General features: G+C 69.0%; 15 protein-coding genes and 5 pseudogenes. 15 read left to right on the top strand and 5 right to left on the bottom strand.

The window, feature by feature from the left end; all coding sequences use genetic code 11:
- Positions 1-158 precede the first annotated feature (158 nt).
- The 5 genes and pseudogenes from C0216_RS33080 (at position 159) to C0216_RS33060 (ending at position 5,935) form a co-directional block, all read left to right on the top strand.
- Positions 159-1,349 carry a tyrosine-type recombinase/integrase gene (locus C0216_RS33080; protein ID WP_246043035.1) on the top strand — a complete coding sequence of 397 codons (1,191 nt, stop codon included), beginning with the start codon at positions 159-161 and terminating at the stop codon, positions 1,347-1,349.
- Positions 1,346-3,808 (top strand): tyrosine-type recombinase/integrase, encoded by a 2,463-nt coding sequence (locus C0216_RS34890; protein WP_246043034.1) that lies wholly within the window; start codon positions 1,346-1,348, stop codon positions 3,806-3,808. Before C0216_RS33080 ends, C0216_RS34890 begins: the two co-directional genes overlap by 4 nt.
- Positions 3,805-4,290, top strand: coding sequence for a hypothetical protein (locus tag C0216_RS33070; protein WP_114059448.1), 486 nt, complete (start codon positions 3,805-3,807; stop codon positions 4,288-4,290). Before C0216_RS34890 ends, C0216_RS33070 begins: the two co-directional genes overlap by 4 nt.
- A 135-nt stretch (positions 4,291-4,425) precedes the next feature.
- Positions 4,426-4,668: pseudogene (locus C0216_RS33065) on the top strand (Tn3 family transposase); the annotation flags it as partial.
- An 88-nt stretch (positions 4,669-4,756) separates the two neighbouring features.
- Entirely contained in the window at positions 4,757-5,935 is a 1,179-nt protein-coding gene (locus C0216_RS33060; protein ID WP_246043032.1) for a barstar family protein, read from the top strand.
- 48 nt (positions 5,936-5,983) lie between these two features.
- Here the strand turns inward: C0216_RS33060 and C0216_RS33055 are convergent.
- Positions 5,984-6,650: pseudogene (locus C0216_RS33055) on the bottom strand (site-specific integrase); the annotation flags it as partial.
- Between the two features lie 64 nt (positions 6,651-6,714).
- On the opposite strand from C0216_RS33055, the gene C0216_RS33050 reads away from it, so the two are divergent.
- From C0216_RS33050 to C0216_RS33040, 3 genes are read left to right on the top strand one after another with little or no spacing between them, the layout of a single operon-like run.
- Positions 6,715-7,014: a transposase gene (locus tag C0216_RS33050; RefSeq protein WP_114059447.1), complete on the top strand. Its 300-nt coding sequence runs from the start codon at positions 6,715-6,717 to the stop codon at positions 7,012-7,014.
- Positions 7,011-7,589 (top strand): IS3 family transposase, encoded by a 579-nt coding sequence (locus tag C0216_RS33045; RefSeq protein WP_162793395.1) that lies wholly within the window; start codon positions 7,011-7,013, stop codon positions 7,587-7,589. The genes C0216_RS33050 and C0216_RS33045 overlap by 4 nt, the downstream gene beginning before the upstream one ends.
- Positions 7,586-7,897: an integrase core domain-containing protein gene (locus tag C0216_RS33040; protein ID WP_162793394.1), complete on the top strand. Its 312-nt coding sequence runs from the start codon at positions 7,586-7,588 to the stop codon at positions 7,895-7,897. Before C0216_RS33045 ends, C0216_RS33040 begins: the two co-directional genes overlap by 4 nt.
- Positions 7,898-8,188: 291 nt before the next feature.
- Here the strand turns inward: C0216_RS33040 and C0216_RS33035 are convergent, their stop codons facing one another.
- On the bottom strand, positions 8,189-8,662 hold the full coding sequence (locus C0216_RS33035) for a nuclear transport factor 2 family protein (RefSeq protein WP_114059445.1): 474 nt from the start codon (positions 8,660-8,662) through the stop codon (positions 8,189-8,191).
- 278 nt (positions 8,663-8,940) lie between these two features.
- Between C0216_RS33035 and C0216_RS33030 the strand changes: the two genes are divergently transcribed.
- Positions 8,941-10,542: an ISL3 family transposase gene (locus C0216_RS33030; RefSeq protein ID WP_216827153.1), complete on the top strand. Its 1,602-nt coding sequence runs from the start codon at positions 8,941-8,943 to the stop codon at positions 10,540-10,542.
- An 8-nt stretch (positions 10,543-10,550) separates the two neighbouring features.
- Here C0216_RS33030 and C0216_RS33025 read toward each other — a convergent pair whose 3' ends face one another.
- Entirely contained in the window at positions 10,551-10,826 is a 276-nt protein-coding gene (locus C0216_RS33025; RefSeq protein ID WP_114059513.1) for a hypothetical protein, read from the bottom strand.
- 338 nt (positions 10,827-11,164) lie between these two features.
- On the opposite strand from C0216_RS33025, the pseudogene C0216_RS35425 reads away from it, so the two are divergent.
- The 3 genes and pseudogenes from C0216_RS35425 to C0216_RS33015 all read left to right on the top strand — a co-directional run.
- Positions 11,165-11,368 (top strand): annotated as a pseudogene (locus C0216_RS35425) (ISL3 family transposase); the annotation flags it as partial.
- 364 nt (positions 11,369-11,732) lie between these two features.
- Positions 11,733-13,004: a transposase gene (locus C0216_RS34885; protein WP_246043031.1), complete on the top strand. Its 1,272-nt coding sequence runs from the start codon at positions 11,733-11,735 to the stop codon at positions 13,002-13,004.
- Complete coding sequence (locus tag C0216_RS33015; protein WP_246043030.1) at positions 12,989-13,441, top strand: hypothetical protein; 453 nt, start codon at positions 12,989-12,991, stop codon at positions 13,439-13,441. Before C0216_RS34885 ends, C0216_RS33015 begins: the two co-directional genes overlap by 16 nt.
- A 111-nt stretch (positions 13,442-13,552) precedes the next feature.
- Here the strand turns inward: C0216_RS33015 and C0216_RS33010 are convergent.
- Positions 13,553-14,199 (bottom strand): annotated as a pseudogene (locus C0216_RS33010) (transposase family protein); the annotation flags it as partial.
- A 307-nt stretch (positions 14,200-14,506) separates the two neighbouring features.
- Here C0216_RS33010 and C0216_RS33005 point away from each other — a divergent pair.
- Both C0216_RS33005 and C0216_RS33000 read left to right on the top strand, forming a co-directional pair.
- A pseudogene (locus C0216_RS33005) lies at positions 14,507-16,107 on the top strand (ISL3 family transposase).
- A gap of 56 nt (positions 16,108-16,163) precedes the next feature.
- Positions 16,164-16,595 carry a DUF4259 domain-containing protein gene (locus tag C0216_RS33000; protein ID WP_114059444.1) on the top strand — a complete coding sequence of 144 codons (432 nt, stop codon included), beginning with the start codon at positions 16,164-16,166 and terminating at the stop codon, positions 16,593-16,595.
- Here C0216_RS33000 and C0216_RS33760 read toward each other — a convergent pair.
- Complete coding sequence (locus tag C0216_RS33760; protein WP_162793393.1) at positions 16,482-16,964, bottom strand: hypothetical protein; 483 nt, start codon at positions 16,962-16,964, stop codon at positions 16,482-16,484. The two genes, C0216_RS33000 and C0216_RS33760, sit on opposite strands and share 114 nt — an antisense overlap.
- Before the next feature lie 719 nt (positions 16,965-17,683).
- Between C0216_RS33760 and C0216_RS32985 the strand changes: the two genes are divergently transcribed.
- Positions 17,684-17,947, top strand: coding sequence for a hypothetical protein (locus C0216_RS32985; protein WP_114059442.1), 264 nt, complete (start codon positions 17,684-17,686; stop codon positions 17,945-17,947).
- Positions 17,948-18,030: the final 83 nt, after the last annotated feature.

The raw sequence follows: 18,030 nt of genomic DNA, 5'->3' as shown, positions 1-18,030 counted from the left end.
CAGGCTGGTCAGCTTGCCCCCGAGGCCGTGCCACGCCACCTTCCCGATGTGCTGTCATCACGAGCTGTTGGAGACCACAGCAGCTCGTGGAGGCTCAGGTGCAAGAGGGCACGCAGTTACGGTACGTCACAGCGCTCACGGTGGGGAGGGTCGGCCGAGTGGAGGAGACCGGCGATCCGTCGCTGCCGTACCGGCTGCTCGACCGGGACGGGATCGAGGTGGCGGCGGTCAGCGAGTTCCTGCTCGACATGCTCGCCGACGACGACAGCCCGGCCTCGCTCCGCTCGTACGCGTACGCGCTGCTGGCCTGGTTCCGGTTCCTGTGGGCTGTCGACGTGCCGTGGGACCGAGCCGGCCGGGCGGAGGCCCGAGACTTCGCACTGTGGCTGAAGATGGTCAAAAAGCCGCCGCGGCCCCGGCGGCCGGACGCCCCGGCGCCCGGGTCGGTCAACCCGGTGACCGGCAAGCGGTACGCGGGCGAGAACTACGCGGCACGCACCCGGAGGCACGCGCGGGCGGTGGTCCGCAGCTTCTACGAGTACCACCGCGACATGTACGGACGGCCGCTGCTCAACCCGTTCCCGAAGACCAAGCGGGCCGAGGAGGAGCACCTCAACGCCCACCACAACCCGATGCACGCCTTCAAACGCCCTGCCCGCCGGGCTCCCTACCAGCCGAAGGAACCCCGGCGAACCCCGCGCGGCATCCCCGACCAGGCATTCAACGAACTGTTCGCAGTCCTGCCCTCGCACCGCGACCGCGCGCTGGTCGCCTTCTACATCTCGGCCGGCCCGCGCGCTTCGGAACTCCTCGGCGTCAGCCGCGACCGGGTCAGCCCCGGTGACCAGACGATCGGCGTCATCCGCAAGGGCTCCCGGGCCCTGCAATGGATCCCCGCCTCCAGCGACGCGTTCGTCTGGTTGCGGCTCTACCAGCAGCAGGTCCGCCCGCAGGCCCTCGATGGGCCGGAGGAGCCGCTGTGGTGGACCCTACGGCGCCCGATCAGGCCGTTGAGCTACGACGCGGCCCGCATGGTGTTCACCCGGGCCAACGAGACCCTGGGAGCGAACTGGACGCTTCATGACCTGCGGCACAGCGCGGCCAAACGCATGGTGCGCGACCCCAAGCTCTCGCTTACCGACGTCCAATGGGTCCTCGGGCATCTCCACATCAGCACCACCGAGCAGTACCTCGAACCCGCCGAGGACGAGGTCGTCACGCACGTGCTGGCCCACCACGCCCGGCAGGCCGCGGAGCCCGTCAAACCGGTGATGCCCGGCCCGGGCTACCGTTCCGAGGTTCTCCAGACGCTGCTCGGCGCGGCCGCCCTCGGCGGAGGCCCGGCATGACCACCGCGACCGTGACTGCCCGGCCCTCCGCCCCCGTCCGTCACGCCCCCTTGCCTCCCGGCCAGGAGAAACGCGAACCGCCGACGACCTGGTGGCAGACGGAGGAACCGCGCGAGCAGGTGCTGGAGCGCACACTCGCGCTGCCGTTCACCGCGGACAGCGACGCCAATCAGCGCTCACGGCAGCGTGGCCTCGTCAAGCTGCTGGACTGGCTGGAAGACCAGCCCGGCCGCACCTGGCAGGAGCGCTGGGTGGCCAGCGGAGCCGAGGACGCCGGCCGAGAGTGGACGCGGCTGCCGATGCAGTGGCTCGCCGAGCACCAGCGGGCGCGCAAGTATGACCGGGCCGATCTGTGCTGCGGCATGATCCCGCTGCTGGGCGGACAAGTCGTACGCCCCGCCTACCGATGGCTGCTGCGGCAGCGCCCCTCACAACTGCTGGCGCACATCCGCAGCGTTACCGATCCCGACGGCTTCGCGGCGCTCAAGGACCAGTACACGGCCACCGGCCACGCGGGAGCCAACGACTGCAACAACGCGCTCAACCGCGTCACCTGGATCGTGACCCGCAAGGGCGGCACCGTCCACGACGTCACCATCGGCGACTGCGTCGAGTTGCAGCACGCCATCGGCGAGCATCAGACCAACGGCTACCACGGCAAGCACCTCTTCTACGCGCTCCTCGCGGGCGTCGGCGTCTTCGGCCCCGACGCCCCGGCACGGCTGAAGACGGTGATGCTGCCGGGGCAGCTGACACCGGCGGCCCTGGTCGACCGACAGGACATCACCTGCACCGCGATACGCGACCTCCTGGTCGACTACCTCACCGAGCGCGCGGTGGACGTCGACTACACCACGCTGGAGGACATGGCCCGCACCCTGGCCGGACTGTTCTGGCGCGACCTGGAGAAACACCACCCGGGCATCGACTCGCTGCGGCTGGACGCCGACACCGTCACCGCCTGGCGGGAACGCGTCCGCATGGTCCATGACCGGCACGGCACCCCCATCCGGCCGCGGGTCAACGCACACACCGTGTTCAGCTGGGTCCGCACGTTCTACCAGGACCTCGCCCGCTGGGCCGCCGACGAACCGACACGCTGGGGCCCGTGGGTCGCGCCCTGCCCGGTCCGCGACAGCGACACCGACCACAGCAAGAACCGCGCCCGCCGCAAGGCGGCCATGGACCAACGAACCCGCACCCTACTGCCCGCACTCCCGGCCCTGGTCAAAGCCGTCGAGCGCCAGCTCAAGGACGCCCAGACCTGTCTCGCCACCGGGCGGGAGACCCCGGCCGGAGCCCCATTCACCACTCCGGCGGGCGAGAACCTCCTCCGCCGTGCCGGAGCGTCCTCCCGTGTCTACGCCGACGACCCCGCCACCGGCCGGCGCCGGGACCTGACCGTGGAGGAGGAACGCGCCTTCTGGGCCTGGGCCATCGTCGAAGTCCTTCGCCACACCGGCATGCGCATCGAGGAAGCACTCGAACTCACCCACCACAGCTTCGTCGCCTACCAGCTGCCCACCACCGGCGAGATCGTCCCCATGCTCCAGGTCGCCCCGTCCAAGCTCGACCAGGAGCGGCTGCTGCTGGTCTCACCAGAGCTCGGCGAGGTGCTCACTGCGATCATTCATCGCGTTCGGCGCGGGCAGCAGGCCATGCCCCTGGTCTCCGCCTACGACAGTCTGGAACGGCTCTGGAGTGCACCGATGCCGTTCCTCTTCCAGCGCCGCTGCGGCCCGGAGGACCGGGCCATCCCGCGCAACTACATCTACACCTGCCTCAACGACGCCCTCGCCGCGAGCGGGCTGACCGGGCCCGGCAACGAGCAGCTGCGATACACGCCCCACGACTTCCGAAGAATCTTCGTGACCGACGCCCTCCGCTCCGGCCTGCCCCCCGCACATCGCCGCCCGGATCTGCGGTCACCGGACGGTCGACACGACCCTCGGCTATGCCGCGATCTATCCCGAGGACGTCATCAACCACCACCGGTCCTTCATCGCCCGCCGCCGGGCGCTGCGACCCGGGGAGGAGTACCGCGAGCCCACCGAGCAGGAGTGGCAGGACTTCCTGGCCCACTTCGAGCTGCGGAAGGTCGCCCTCGGCGTCTGCGCACGCGACTTCGGCACCCCCTGCGTTCACGAACACGCCTGCATCCGCTGCCCTGTCCTGCGGCCCGATCCGGAGCAGATGCCCCGCTTGGAGGAGATCCACGAGAACCTGCTCGACCGGCTCCAGGAGGCCAAGGACCAGGGATGGCTCGGCGAGATCGCCGCGATCGAGGCCAGCCTCGCCGCCGCCGAGCAGAAGCTCGCCGCCATGCGCGACCTCGCGGCCCGGCACACCACCGTCCACCTGGGCATGCCCGATCTCCGTGGCGTCGTCGCCCGCATCGACTCCGAGCAGCGAAACGAAGATGCGAAGGGGTAGTCCTGAGCACTACAACGAGGGGATGACCGTCTTCCTCTGTTCCAAGTGCGGCACCGCGATCACGCCGGAGCTCACCGAGCTTGCCGCCGTCCCTGAGGTCTCCGACGACGAGCGCGACCGGGACAAGGAGACACGCCGGGCGCCTTCCACTGTTCCGCGGGGCCACTACGCGATCGATCCCGAGCCCTGGGGACCGCCCTACGTCGTGCAGGACGATCAGGGGGACCCGAAGCCAGCTCAGTCGCGCGGACCTGTGGTCTGCCGCGACGAAGGCTTCGTCATCTCGGCCGGCAGCCGACACACAGTGCTGGTGCACCCTGATGACGCCGCCAGCCTTCAGCCACTGCCCAACTGGGATAACAGCAGTGGGTGCTGCGGACCGACAGGCGACGAGAGACTCAACCGGGCCTGCCCCTGCGGCGCTCCGGTCGCGACCCTCGCGGCCGACTGTTTCGGGCCCTTCGAACTGCACCTCGACCCCGTCCGGACCTACGCGTTCTCCCAGTAAGACCGCAGAGCGCGCGCGGACGACATGCACGACACGCCCGACGGAACCCGTCCACCCAACTTCCTCACGACTACTTTCCGTGGTGAACGACGGCTCGCAAGCGGACCTGCCACCGAGCTGGGCTAGTTCGGATAAGACCAGATCGGCGCGCTCGGCCTGGTCCTCAACGCGTTGGTGCTCTTCAACACCCGGTACATGGACGCCGCCATCGCCCAGCTCCGCGCCGACGGCTTCGACGTCCGTGACGAGGACGTCGCCCGGCTCTCCCCATTCGTGCGGCACCACGTCAACATGCTCGGCCGGTACTCGTTCCAGCTGCCGGAACTGCCCGGCGGCTTGCGTCCCCTGCGCGATCTGAGCGCCGCCAACAAGACGTGACCGAGGACGAGTAGCTGTCCTCCGTCTTCCGTGGGCCAGGCGGGTCCGTATCGTTGGCGCGAAGGTTGCTCACATGTTCGGGGGTTGGGTGCGCATCGCAGATCACGCCACGTGGAACCGGGGCTTCCCGGTGAAGTACCTCCTGGTTCAGGAGGACGAAGACGGCGTGGAACAGCTCTGGGCGAGGTGCGCGGGCGTCGAAGGACTGTTCGCCGACCCGGTCCCGCCCCCGCGGGAGGTCCTCACCCTCCGTGGATGCCGACCCGATGGCCTCCTGAGCGAGGTCCTGGCTGAGCCCGATGCCTCGCTACGAGGTCTGGGCGACGTGTGCGTCGAGGTCTGGGACGACGAGAAGCCCGTGCAGTGGTGGACTCTCGTCGATGCGGTCGTGGTGGCCCATCAGCCCCATTCGGCCGATCCGGCGCGGTACGACATCGTGCTCGGCGCTGGCGTCAGAAACGAGGAGACCTTCTTCGAACCGCCTGCGGCGCCGCGCTTCGAGCTCTTCGCAGGAACGACAGTCGCTGCGGCAAGGGCAGGGCAGTGCTCCTCCGTGGACGGCCTGTTCAAACCGCGAGCGGACCCGGCCCCTGTTCCGATGGAGCTGATCGGCTGCGAGCCTTCGGAGCCCCTGCTCGCGGCGCTGCGGCGGCCCCGTCGGTCGGAGCGGGACTGGGCCTACCTCCTGGTGCTGGATCGTCAGGGTGCCGTGATGGCCTCCCGCACCGTGGGCCTGGCCATCACCGGAGCGCGACCGTCCGTGCTCGGCGGCACGCTCGTCGACATCACCCTCACCGATGGCGGCGACGACCGGCCATCGCCGGCGGCCCGCCCGATCTGGGCAGAGTGGTATCAAGGCCCGCCGGCAGAGTCCAACCTGTGGGCGCCGTACGACTCGCAGGGCAGGGCCGCATGGCTGGACCTCACCACCCGTGCCTGGCGGGTGCCCGCGCCCCAGCCGGACCACTCCGGCGGCGACTACCACCTCGACGGCCGGTTCGTCACGGACGTTCCCGGGCTGCACTGCGCGATCGCCGAGGCCCTACTCGGGCCCGGCCGCTACTTCGGCCGGGAGTGGAACGCATTCAAGGACTGCCTGGGCGGTGGATTCGGAGTGGCCCCGCCGTTCACCTTGACCTGGCACGACTCCGAGATCGCGCGCCGCGCGCTGGCGGACGTGGTGGAGGGTCCGGAGGACGGACTCTCCTACTTCGAGGACATCGTGCGGCTCCTCGAACGGTGCGGCGTCACGGTCGTGCTCCGGTGAGCCGCATGCGCCCGAGCGAATACGACTCCGGGACAGGCCGAGCGGACTTCAGCGCCTGCTGTTGCCGGGCGCGAGCAGGCTCGTGACCTTGGCGATTGCCTCCGGGGACGGCTTGAAGTAGCGGCGGACGTTCTCCGTCTTCTTGTGCCGTGACTTCGCCATCAGCATCAGCAGGCTGGCCCCGGCCTCACCGAGATGGGTCAGGCCGGAATGGCGGTACTCGTGCAGGTCCCAGCCCGTGCCCGGCCCGCGCACTGCGGTCTGCATCGTCCAGCAGGGCGCGGGCCTGCCCGTAAGAGAGGCGGGCGCGCCCGGTGTCCGGGCAGACGTCGCGCGGGCTGACGATCTTGCCGGGGCCGGGACGGCGGTGGGTGACGAACACGGGCCCGCGGGTGCGGCCCTTGAGCAGCCGGGGCAGCAGCCGGGCGGTACCGGCGTCCCAGTAGACTGTCTCCAGCCTGTAGTCCTTGCGGGTGCCGCCGCGGCGGCGGACCTTGGGCTGGGCGCCCTTCGCCTTCACCGGGCAGCGGCGGCTGGCCAGGTCCAAGTCCTCGATGTTGACCTCCAAGACCTCCTCCGAGCGGGCGCACGTCTCGTAGAGCATCCGCCACAGCGTCTTCTCCCGCAGGTGGATGCCCCGACGAGCGACCAGCCGGTCGATCGCCAACTTCGAGCGCACCGGAGTGTCCGAGTTCGGCGACGGCAGCCGCTTTGAAGCTTCCCCTTGATCGTGGACACCTGGAGACTGGGGCTTGAGGTTCCAGAGGAAGTAGCACCAGGTGGGAAGCAAGTACACGAAGCGGTACACCGAGGAGTTCAAGCGGGACGCGATCGCGCTCGTCGACTCCTCGGGCAAGACGGTCACGGCCGTCGCCCGGGAACTCGGCATCAGCTCCGAGTCCCTGCGCGGCTGGTACCGCCGGGCCAAGGCCGACCGGGGCGAGGGCGCCCCGGACGAGCTGACCAGCGCCGAGCGCGAGGAACTGTGGCGGCTGCGCAAGGAGAACCGCGAACAGCAGCAGACGATCGAGATCCTGAAAAGAGCGACGGCCTTATTCGTGAAGGAGAGCGACCGGTGACCGTGTTGTACCGGTTGATCCACGCGGAGAAGGCGAACTACCCGGTCGTCCTGTTGTGTCGGGTGCTGCACGTGACCCGCTCCTCCTACTACGCCTGGCGCGAGGGCGAGGCCGCCCGCCGGGCCCGCCAAGCGGCCGACGACGCACTCGTGCACGAGATCACCGTGATCCACATCGCCTCCCGTCACACCTACGGCGTCCCGCGCATCCATGCCGAACTACGGCGTCTGGGGCACCAGGTGAACCGCAAGCGCATCGCCCGCGTCATGCGCGAGCGCGACATCCGCGGCGTCACCCGCCGCAAGCGGCGCTCGCTGACCCGGCCGGATGTGAAGGCGAAGCCGGCCCCGGACCTGATCGGCCGCGACTTCCACGCCGAGCGCCCCGGCACCCGGCTGGTCGGCGCCATCACCTACCTCCCGACGGCCGAGGGCTGGCTCTACCTCGCCTGCTGGCTCGACCTGGCCACCCGCGAGATCGTCGGCTACGCCATGGCCGACCACCACCGGCCGAGCTCGTCGTCGACGCCCTCGACATGGCCCATGGCCGAGGCGGTCTGGAGCCCGGATGCGTGATCCACAGCGATCGCGGCAGCGAGTACATCTCAGCTCAATCCCACGACCGAATAGACCAGTTGGGGCTACGACAGAATTGCGGACGTACCGGATCGTGTTTCGACAACGCCGCAGCGGAGAGTTTCTGGGCCCTGCTCAAGGAAGAGATCGGAACCCGGACCTGGCCCGACCGGGCCACCGCCCGCGCCGAGGTCTTCACCTTCATCGAGACCTTCTACAACCGCCGCCGCCTGCGCAAGCACAAGATCTTCGGCTACCTCACACCGGCCGAGACCAGACAGCGACATCAACACGCCCTCGCGGCATAACGAACGAGTGTCCAAGATCACGGGGAAACTTCAGCGACGCGATTACCCGTTCGCTGAGACAGCCTCAAACCGTGGGCAGAACGCCTGGCGAAGCGTGCAGCCACCGACCTGGCGGTAACTGGTGACGATCTCGGCAGCACGTTCCACGATGCTCGGCCACTGGAGTCTGGGCACCCCAGTACATGTACCCATCGGCTCAGCGGCGGGTGCCTCCCAACTCGGGTTCTGGCGCAACTTCTGTGGAGTGTCACTCCCCGTGACGCAGGACTCTCGGTCGGCTGGGAGCCGTGATCATGACTGGCCGGGCCCGTCGAGGCGTTCGGTGGGACCGGCAAAGGAGAGGAAGAGAGTCCGCGTGGTGAGCAGCCAGGTGTCGTCCACCTTGCGGAAGGTGTCTTCGTAGTGACCCACCTGAACCGGGGGCCGCGGCGGTATGAGGCCCTCGCTGTAGCCGTCGACCCGGTACGTGGTGAAGTAGGTGGCGGCGGAGGCGGTGTCCGCAGAGGTCACGTTGACCAGGATGTTGGTGCATATGCGGCGTGAGAGTCGGTCTGCGGGCCGGTTGCCGAAGTAGGTGCGCAGGGCGTCGTGACCCGCGATGCGGCGGTCGCCGGCGGGCCATTCCCAGATGCCGTCCTGTGTGAAGAGCTCCGCCACCGAGCCCGGGTCCCCGAGGTCGAGCCGGTGGACGAACTCGACGACCAGCCGCTCGCAAGCCCGCTCTGCGAGTAGGCGTTCCATCGGGGCAAGAGTTTCAGCATTCATGATCAACTCATATCAGGTCGCCCCGGCTGAGGCAGCCCCACCCAAGCTGAGCTCCGGTTCCGGGCTGATGTTCTCCACCGTGCCCGTTCGTGGCCGCCCGCCGATCCGTGACTCAGCGTGGCCAGTCCACAGAACCTGAGCCAGAACCCGGGTTCGGGTTCTGGCTCACTTTCCGGTGGAGCATGCACGCTGCGTGACGGTTGTGGGGCGAGTGGGCCCTGGGGAAGTTTGCCCGGAACTGGCCCGTACCGGGTGCGGTGTAGCTGGCAGTTCGGCCCGTGGAAGAAATGGTGCTCCGACTGGAGGAGTTGCTGTTCCCGTCGATCGCCGACGTGGCGGTGCTGTCCGTGACCGTGAACGACGAGGCGGTACGTATAGAGGCCCGAAGCACGGTACCCGGGGCCGTCTGTCCCGGATGCGGGATCTGGTCACGGCGGATTCACAGCTCCTACCTGCGGTTTCCAGCTGATGTGCCCAGCGGAGGCGGACGGGTCGCTCTTTGTTTACGCGTCCGCAGGTTCCTCTGCCCGGTCATTTCGTGCGGGCGACGGACCTTCGCGGAACAGCTGCCAGGCTTGACCCGTCGGTACGGCCGGCGGACCGAGCGCCTGCGGTCGACACTGGCCGCGGTCGGCCTCGCGCTTGCCGGTCGGGCTGGTGCTCGCCTGGCGCGCGTATTCGGCGTGTCCGTGAACCGCAGCACTGTGCTGCGGCTGGTCGAAGCGTTACCTGACCCCGAAGTTCCAGCCCCGCGGGTGGTCGGTGTCGATGAGTATGCGACCCGCAAAGGGCGTCACTACGGGACTGTCCTGGTCGACGTCGAAAGTCGGCGTCCAGTGGACCTGCTGCCCGACCGTGAGGCGTCCAGCCTCGCGGCTTGGCTCGCGAAACGGCCCGGGGTGGAGGTGGTCTGCCGCGATCGGGCACCGTTCTTCGCCGAAGGTGCCACGGCTGGGGCGCCGCAGGCGGTGCAGGTCGCGGACCGGTGGCATCTTTGGCACAACCTGAGCGAGGCTGCAGAGCGGTGCGTCGCAGACCACCGCGGATGCCTGCAGGTTCTGGCGCCAGATCCAGCCCAGCCTGCCCCCGAGCCGGAGAAGTTCGAAGACCCCTCCGGCTCGCCCTGGCCGAGGGGACACCGCTTCGCTGACCGCACCCGTGCCAACCACGCCACCGTCCACGAACTGCTCGCCGCCGGGCTCAGCCGGAGGGCGATCCGCCGCCAACTCCGGATAACCTCCCGCACCGTCAAGCTCCTCGCTGACGCAGCCACCCCGGAGGAACTGTTCCAGGGGCAGTGGCAGGGCCGGCCATCCAAACTCGACGCCTTCAAGCCCTACCTGGATGACCGCTGGAACCAAGGCTGCACGAACGCCTGGATGGTATGGGAGGAGATCGCGCCGCTCGGCTATCAGGGCAGCTACCAGCGGGTCCGCGCCTATTTCCGGGAGAAGCGGCTCTCGCCAGGCCCCGTCACGGCTCGGCCACCGTCACCCCGGGTCGTCGCCGGATGGATCCTCCGTCGGCCGGAGAACCTCACCGAGACGGAGCACCTTCGGCTCAAGGCCGTTCTGGTCCACTGCCCTGAACTGGACGCCCTCACTGGCCACGTCCGCCCCTTCGGGCAGATGCTCACCGAGCGCCAGGGCGAACGGCTGCCGCAGTGGCTTGACGCCGTCCGGCAAGATGACCTCCCCGGCCTCCATACGCTCGCCGCAGGCATCGACCGTGACCGCGATGCAGTCGTCGCCGGCCTCACCCTGCCCTGGAGTTCCGGGGTCGTCGAAGGCCACGTTAACCGGATCAAGATGCTCAAACGCCAGATGTTCGGCCGGGCCGGCTTTCGTCTTCTCCGCAAGCGCGTCTTGCTCTACTCGTGATGCGCAGGTCAGACCGCATCATCAACGAGGCTGAAGCCTTCCGGAAACCCTTCCAGGAACTCCCGCCGCGCGGGGTCAGACTCGGCTTCAGCCATCGTCCCGAGCAGACCGATCAGTTCGTTCCGTTGGTCGCTCGACAGCTGGCTGACCAGGTGGGCGACACCCTCCAGGACCTTGACGGCATCGTCCGGATCCATCTGCTCGTCATCACTGCCCTCGATGAACCACAGGACATCAACCAAGGCTGCAGCCAGGGCGTGAGTCAGAGACGAGTACACGGGCATCAACGCGGTCTCCCAGCAGGTCAGGACAGCAGAGTCCGGCCATCCCACCACACACCACCGACATCACACTCAGTCAGCCCTCCACGGAAAGTAAGCCAGAACCCGAACTCGTGAACATCGACTTGGTCGCCTTCGGGGTGCCTCCCGCGCTCATCGACAAACGACTTCCGTTCTCGGTTCTGGCACAGAGCTTGGGGAGCGGTCGCGGAGGTGGCCTCGGTGTTCGATTGTGAGGAGGCGGGTTCATGTGAGACGGCGTACGCCTTGTCATCCAACGGTTAAAATTGACGCTCCCTCAGGTGTCTGTCGGCCGCTGCTGCAGCTGGTTGTGGCCGGTGATGGTGCTGGTCATGCAGACCGATGCACCGTTCTGGGACTCGCTGGTGTTCGACGGAATCGACGATGTGGATGTCGAGGCGGTCACAGCCGCGTTCGGCACGGTCGAGGTGGCGGCGAGAGGTCGCGCGGCCGGCTCTGTGTGTCCGGACTGCGGCCGTTTCTCGGACCGAGTCCACGACCGCTACCAGCGCAGGCTGAAGGACCTTCCGCTCGCTGAGCAGGGCTTTGTGATCCTGCTGACGGTCCGGCGCTTCATCTGCGGGTCGGCGGACTGCCCGCGCCGGACGTTCGCAGAGCCGTTCTCGCAGCTGGCTGCCCCGCACGCACGGTTCACCACGCGGCTCAACCACGCCTTGGAGCGAGTGGGGCTCGCGCTGGCCGGCCGGGCCGGCGCCCGGCTGGCGGCCCAGCTGGGATTCGGAGCCGGCCGGATGACCTTGTTACGGAGGGTCATGGCATTGCCCGATCCGCAGTGCGGTACTCCGCGCGTGCTGGGCGTGGACGACTTCGCGATCCGCTGCGGCCAGACCTACTCCACCGTCTTGACCAGCGTCGAAGACCATCAACGTGGTCGACGTGCTCCCGACCCGCGAGGCCGGGCCGCTGGCCGCCTGGCTGATTCGCCACCCCGGAGTGAAGATCTTCTGCCGGGACCGGGCCGGCGCCTACGCCGAGGGAGCACGACGCGGTGCCCCAGACGCTCTGCAGGTCGCCGACCGGTTCCACCTGTGGCAGGGCCTCGGCCGAGCCGTGGAAACCTGCGTTGCCGCCCATCGCGACTGCCTGCGCGACACTTCGCCCAGCAGCATGTTGCCGGAGGCCACCCGACTGACTTCCGGCCGACCGCAGGACGACCCGGCGCCCGTCGGCCGACGGGCTGAGCGCAAGAAGGCCGCGCACGCCCTGGTCCACGAACTTCTTGCTCAAGGTCACTCGCGCCGGGCGATTGCCCGGCACCTGGGCTATGGCCTCAACACCGTCCTCCGGTACGCGAACGCCGCACGCTGGCAGGACACCATCCGCGACAACCGGCCCCGACCCAGCAGGCTGGACCCCTACAAGCCCTACCTGGAGCGCCGATTCACCGCCGGATGCACCAGCGTCACCCACCTCCACAAGGAACTCGTCGCCGACAACGCACCCGTCACCCACCAAATGGTCCGCGCCCACATCGCCACCCTCCGCGGGGCTCCGGCCGGCGCGCCGCCCCGGCCCCCGACGGTGCGCCAGGTGACCGGCTGGCTCACCCGGCACCCCACCGCGCTGAGCGAGGCCGACCACGCTGCCCTCAAGGATGTCCTGGCACGCTGCCCCGAACTGGACACCGCTGCCGGACATGTCCGCGCCTTCGGCGAGACACTCACTGGCCGCCTCGGCGCCAGGCTCCCCACCTGGATCGACGCAGTCGACGCAAGCCAACCCGGCCTCACCGGCTTCGCACTCCACCTGCTCCGGGACCTTGACGCCGTGACGGCCGGGCTCACCCTGGACTGGAGCTCGGGCAGCATCGAGGGTGCCGTGAACCGGAGCAAGAAGATCAAGCGACAGCTCTACGGTCGAGCCGGATGTGAACTGCTCCGAAAAGATGATCTTGCTTCAGTAGCTTCTCGCGGAAGTGTCCCCTGCCGCTGGTCGACGCCTTCGAAGCCGGTCGCGCAAATCCCGACAGGGTGCCCACTCGGGGGTTCGCGAGTGGGGCTGACCAGTGAGTACGGAGCCGGTTGGAGGCTGAGTTTCCCCCACTGGCGGTGGGCAGTCGCCGTGGAGGCCCCCGATCGGCCGTGGGGGCCGTGGTGCTACTTTTGCCGAAATTTGCGGGAGGGGTGGGCAAGCTTGTGAACAGTGCCCTGCGGCGTGCTGCTGTCGTGGCCCTTGGCGAACTCGGGCGAAGCAGCGACTCTGGGGACCGGGCGGACGCCGGTCGAGGTCTGGCGAGCTTTGCCGAAATGGAGGAGGCTGTCGATCCGCTGCTGGAGCTGGTGCTCGACCGCGAAGACACCTTTGTCACACGGGTGACCGCAGAAGCCTTGCTTCGACGGCAGGACAAGGCTGGACTGCTGATTGTCGCGTCCGCGCTGGCAATCGCCAGCCCGAACCATGGCGATTGGATCCACACCGCGGTCCGCGATGCATTTGCCATCTACGCCAGCGACCGCGACGACGCGATGCGACTCTGTGAGGAGCTGACGCGGAATCCTGACGAACGCCTCGCCCTGGGAGCTCGGGAGCTGAACGAAAGCCTGGCGGGGATCCCCTGCGTTCTTCACCCTGAATAGTGCAGGGGCACACGGCGCCGTAGGCGCTTGCGACCGCGGCTTGGTGACCAAGTTGCACTCACGTATCCGGACTCATGACTCCCGTTTTCCATCGAATGACACTGAGCGTTTTCAGCGTTGCCTCTCCAGGGTGAGGACGGCGGCGGCGATGACGCTCATGCGGTTGGGGCTGCAGCGGGCTCGACGGAAGATGCGCCAGGACTTCAGTGTCGCAACGCTTCGTTCGACTGGCGCCCGTGCCACCGACAGGGCCCGGTTGATCGTCTGCTGAGTCGCGGTGAGCTGGTGCGGGAGCCGTCTGACCGGCGTGGTCACCCAGGAGCCGGCGCCGATGTAGGCGCGGTCGGCGAGAACGGGAACGCCCTGGCGTTCGCAGATCCGGATGATGCGGTGGGTGCGGGCCGCGGTCAGGTCGTGGGTGCGGCCGGGAAGTGCGGGCGAGATCCACAGCAGCCTGCCCGCGGGATCGGCCACGACCTGCACGTTCACCCCGTGACGGCGGTGCCTCTGCGAGAAGTCGGCCCGGCTGTCGCCGACCCGGTCGCACTCGGCGAGCGTCCCGTCGAGCAGTACGTGCTCGGGATCGGTCTCCCGCAGGACCCGCAGCAGGCCGGGCGCCCGGCGGGAGAGGTGGCCGACGACGGTGTTGACGTAGGCTTGGGCGGTGCCGACGGATATGCCGAAGCCGGCGGCGATCTGCCGAGCGGGTCGTGCCGGCGCAGGTAGACCAGGGCGACGAGAGCACGCTGGTGAGGCGGGTCGGCAGGATAGGGAACCAACGAGGCTCCTGCGCTGATGAGTTGAGACGTCGACCACCTCTCTCAACAGCACAGGAGCCTCGTGCGTTGCGGGAAGCTGGCCCGTCCCCCGATCAGTGGCCGCTCTGAAAGAGCTCACTGTCACCATCTGTGACCACTCCCCAAGATCTGTGCCAGAACCTCAAATGGTTCTGGCTCAGCTTTCGTGCAGTGGCCACGGTGACTGACGGCTGAGCGTCTCCGGGCGGTATGCGAAGTCGCCCGGAAATGGACGGTGGTCAGTGCCGCTGGGCTGACAGTCCGGGTCGTGGACGACGTTGCACCCCAGCTGAAGGCGCTGTTGTTCCCGGCGATCGCGGACATCGCGGTGCGGTCGGTGGACGTGGACGTGGAGAAGGTGCGCCTTGACGCGCAGTGCACCACGGCCGGCGCCGCCTGCCCGGAATGCGGAGTCTGCTCGACCCGGGTTCACAGCTCCTACCTGCGGTTTCTCGCTGATGTCCCGAGCGCCGGACGAAGCGTCGTACTCCAGCTGCGGGTCCGGCGGTTCCGGTGCGGGAACACCAAGTGCCCGCGTCGGACGTTCGTGGAGCAGATATCCGGTCTCACCCGCAGACACGGCCAGCGCACAGAACGACTGCGTTCCATCCTGACCGCCGTCGGCCTCGCCCTGGCTGGTCGAGCCGGCGCCCGCCTGGCTGCCGTGCTTGGCATGTCCATCGGCCGGAGCACGGTCTTGCGCCTGGTCGAGGCGCTGCCCGAGCCGGAGGTGCCGATTCCTCGGGTGGTCGGCGTCGATGAGTACGCCACCCGCAAGGGCCGCCGCTACGGCACTGTCCTGGTGGACGTCGAGACCCGTCGACCGATCGATCTCCTGCCTGATCGAGAGGCATCAAGCCTGGCCGCCTGGCTCGCCGAGCGGCCAGGGATCGAGGTCGTCTGCAGGGACCGCGCGCCGTTCTTCGCGGAAGGCGCCACAGCCGGGGCACCCCAGGCGACGCAGGTCGCGGACCGCTGGCATTTATGGCACAACCTCGGGGAAGCCGCTGAGCGTGCGGTGGCCCGCCACCGCCAGTGCCTTCGGGTTCTGGTCCCCGATCCCGTGGCGAAGGCCGACGAACCCGCGCCGCCCGAGGAGAAGACGGACTCGCCATGGCGGAGCGAGCGGTTCGCCAACCGCGTCCGAGCCCGGCATGCCACGGTCCACGCGCTGCTGGAAGCCGGCCACAGCCGCCGCTCCATCGGGCGTCAGCTCCAGATGACCCACCGCACCGTCAAGAGCCTCGCCGACGCTGCGAAGCCGGAAGATCTCTTCCGCGGCCAGTGGCAGCACAGCAGGACCTCCGTCCTCGACGAGTACAAGCCCTACCTGGACCAACGCTGGGACGAGGGCTGCACCAACGCCTGGAAGCTCTGGGAGGAGATCGTTCCCTTGGGCTATCGCGGCAGCTCGGCCGGGTCAGCGCCTACCTGCGAGAGAAGCGCACCTCGCCACGGCCGGTCACCGCGCAACCGCCGGCACCCCGCGTGGTGACGCGATGGATCCTCAGCCAACCCGAGACGCTGACCGAGATCGAACAGCTCCGGCTCAAGGCCGTCCTGGCCAACTGCCCCGCACTCGATGCCCTGACCGGTCACGTCCGGTCCTTCGCCCACATGCTTACCGAACGCCAGGGTGAACGACTCCCTCAGTGGCTCGACGCCGTCCGCCAGGACGACCTGCCCAGCCTCCACACTCTCGCGGCCGGCATCGACCGGGACCGCGACGCCGTCATCGCCGGCCTGACGCTGCCCTGGAACTCCCGAGTCGTCGAAGGACACGTCAACCGGATCAAGATGCTCAAGCGCCAGATGTTCGGCCGCGCAGGCTTCGGCCTTCTTCGCAAACGGGTCCTGCTCGCCCCGTAGTCGTGTTGTCAGTGCCTGATGCGAGGATCCGGGCGACCATACGCAAGGAGATCAGCATGGGCACCTGGGATACCGGTCCCTTCGACAACGACACAGCCGCGGACTTCGCCAACGCGCTCGACGAAGCCGAGCCCGAGGCGCGTGAAGCCCTGATCCGAGGCGTCCTCGTCCGGACGATCGACGCAACCGGCTATCTCACGGAAGCGGAAGAGGCGGTGGCCGCCGCCGCTTTGATCGGGGCGCAGTGCCCAGGAGGCGAACCCGTCGACATGTCCTACGGCCCGGAAAAGCCCATGCCCGTGTTCCCTCCCGACCTTCGGGTACTCGCCGACGAAGCCCTCGCCCGCGTCGTCGACGACGAGGATGGGCCCGCCTCAAACTGGGTCGACCCGGAGGACTGGAAGCAGTGGCGAGCCATACTGACGCGCCTTCGCGCAGTGCTTGCCCCGCCACCCCCGTCCATCGCTCTCTTCGACGTCCAGCTGTAACGGAGCGTCACTCAGCCGGGAAGCTGAGCCAGAGCCATAACCCGTGAATAAAGCCAGCGCCGCGTGCGCCAGCGCCAGGTGCTCGTCGCGCATCGCCTCCAGGGTGGCGTGGGTGTCTCCGTGGTCGTCGGGCTCGGGGATGACGTTTTCGATGAAGCGGATGATGCTGCGGGTGATGCCGGGCACCGCCGTGGTGGCGGAGTCGCGCGCCCAGTTCCGCAGCGCGGACAGCAGCACGCACCCGACCTCGTCCAGCACGAAAGAGTCCGCGCACAGGTCGGCGGCCTCTCCGTCCACGGCCGTGACGGGCCAGATGAGGTCCTCGGCAAGCCGCAGCAGGATGAACGCCAGCCCAGGGGTCGCCTCCACCCGACCAGCGGCGTAGGTACCGCCACCCGAGCGCCAGCGCATCGCGGCCGGACTCGGCGAGGGCCTTTCCTGCGCCGGGACCGCGACGCCCCTCGGACAGCCGACACCGGTGCCGTGAAAGGGGGTCCGCCGGGGCGGCGCGAGGTCTTCGGCGAGGGCGAGGCCTGGTACCGCTCGATCGTGGTCAGCGCTCAGCGCAGGGGAATGCGGCCGCTGGGGTCGACATCACGAAGACCCCGGCCGCGCACGCGCCGGGAGAGGTGTCCCGGGCGACGGCGATGCCGTGGAAGTCACGCTGTTCGGCGCTGGTCCCGCAGGGCCTGAGCTCTGACCGCACGGTCGGTGACGGGCCGGTGCCGGACCCCGTGTCCGGTCCTTCGCCGCGGGCCGAGAACGGGTCGCGTCCCGACCAGGCGGAGATTCGCCCTGCGGCTCAGGCCGCGGCCGTGGCATGGCCGACTCCAGCGACGGGTTGCCTCGCGGCCGCCGCGGCCGCCGCGTCGGCAAGCGGATCGGCGGCGCCCGCGCGGCGAGCCGGCACGACACGGCTCGACGGGCGGCCGTCGACCGGGAGGAAGGCGATACCCAGTACGCTCCTGGCTTCCTCAATCCCGCGCCGGCCGGTCCGTCCCCGACACCGGAGGAGGAGCTCGCGGCGATCCGGGCCACATCCGCCGGCCGGGGTCCGCGGGGAGCCGGGCCGGCTGCGGGACGAGCAGGTGCGCCTCGGGCCGGGGATCGGCGGCCTGTACGGCGACGTGCCGCGCCTGCTGGAGCGGGTGGCGGAGGAGATCGACGCCTGGGCGGTGGCCGTCGCTCGCTCCTGGGTGCGCATCCGGCCGGTGCTCGACGCCGACGTGTTCCACCGGGCCCGGCAGCTCGCTGAGCACGGCGCGGGCCGCCTCCTGGGCAAGCTGCACTCCTCGGTGGGGAGGGACGACAGCCCGGCGCCGGCCACCGCCCGCACCGGCGCGAAGCCGTAGACGCCGGCCTGCGTGCCCTGAGCTGCACCCGGCACTGCCACAGGGCCGGGGAAAGCGAGCCTGGAGGCTTGCAGATCATCAAC

This window comes from Streptomyces globosus, assembly GCF_003325375.1.
GTDB classification, from domain to species: domain Bacteria; phylum Actinomycetota; class Actinomycetes; order Streptomycetales; family Streptomycetaceae; genus Streptomyces; species Streptomyces globosus_A.
This window is presented reverse-complemented; position numbering and strand designations above follow the sequence as displayed.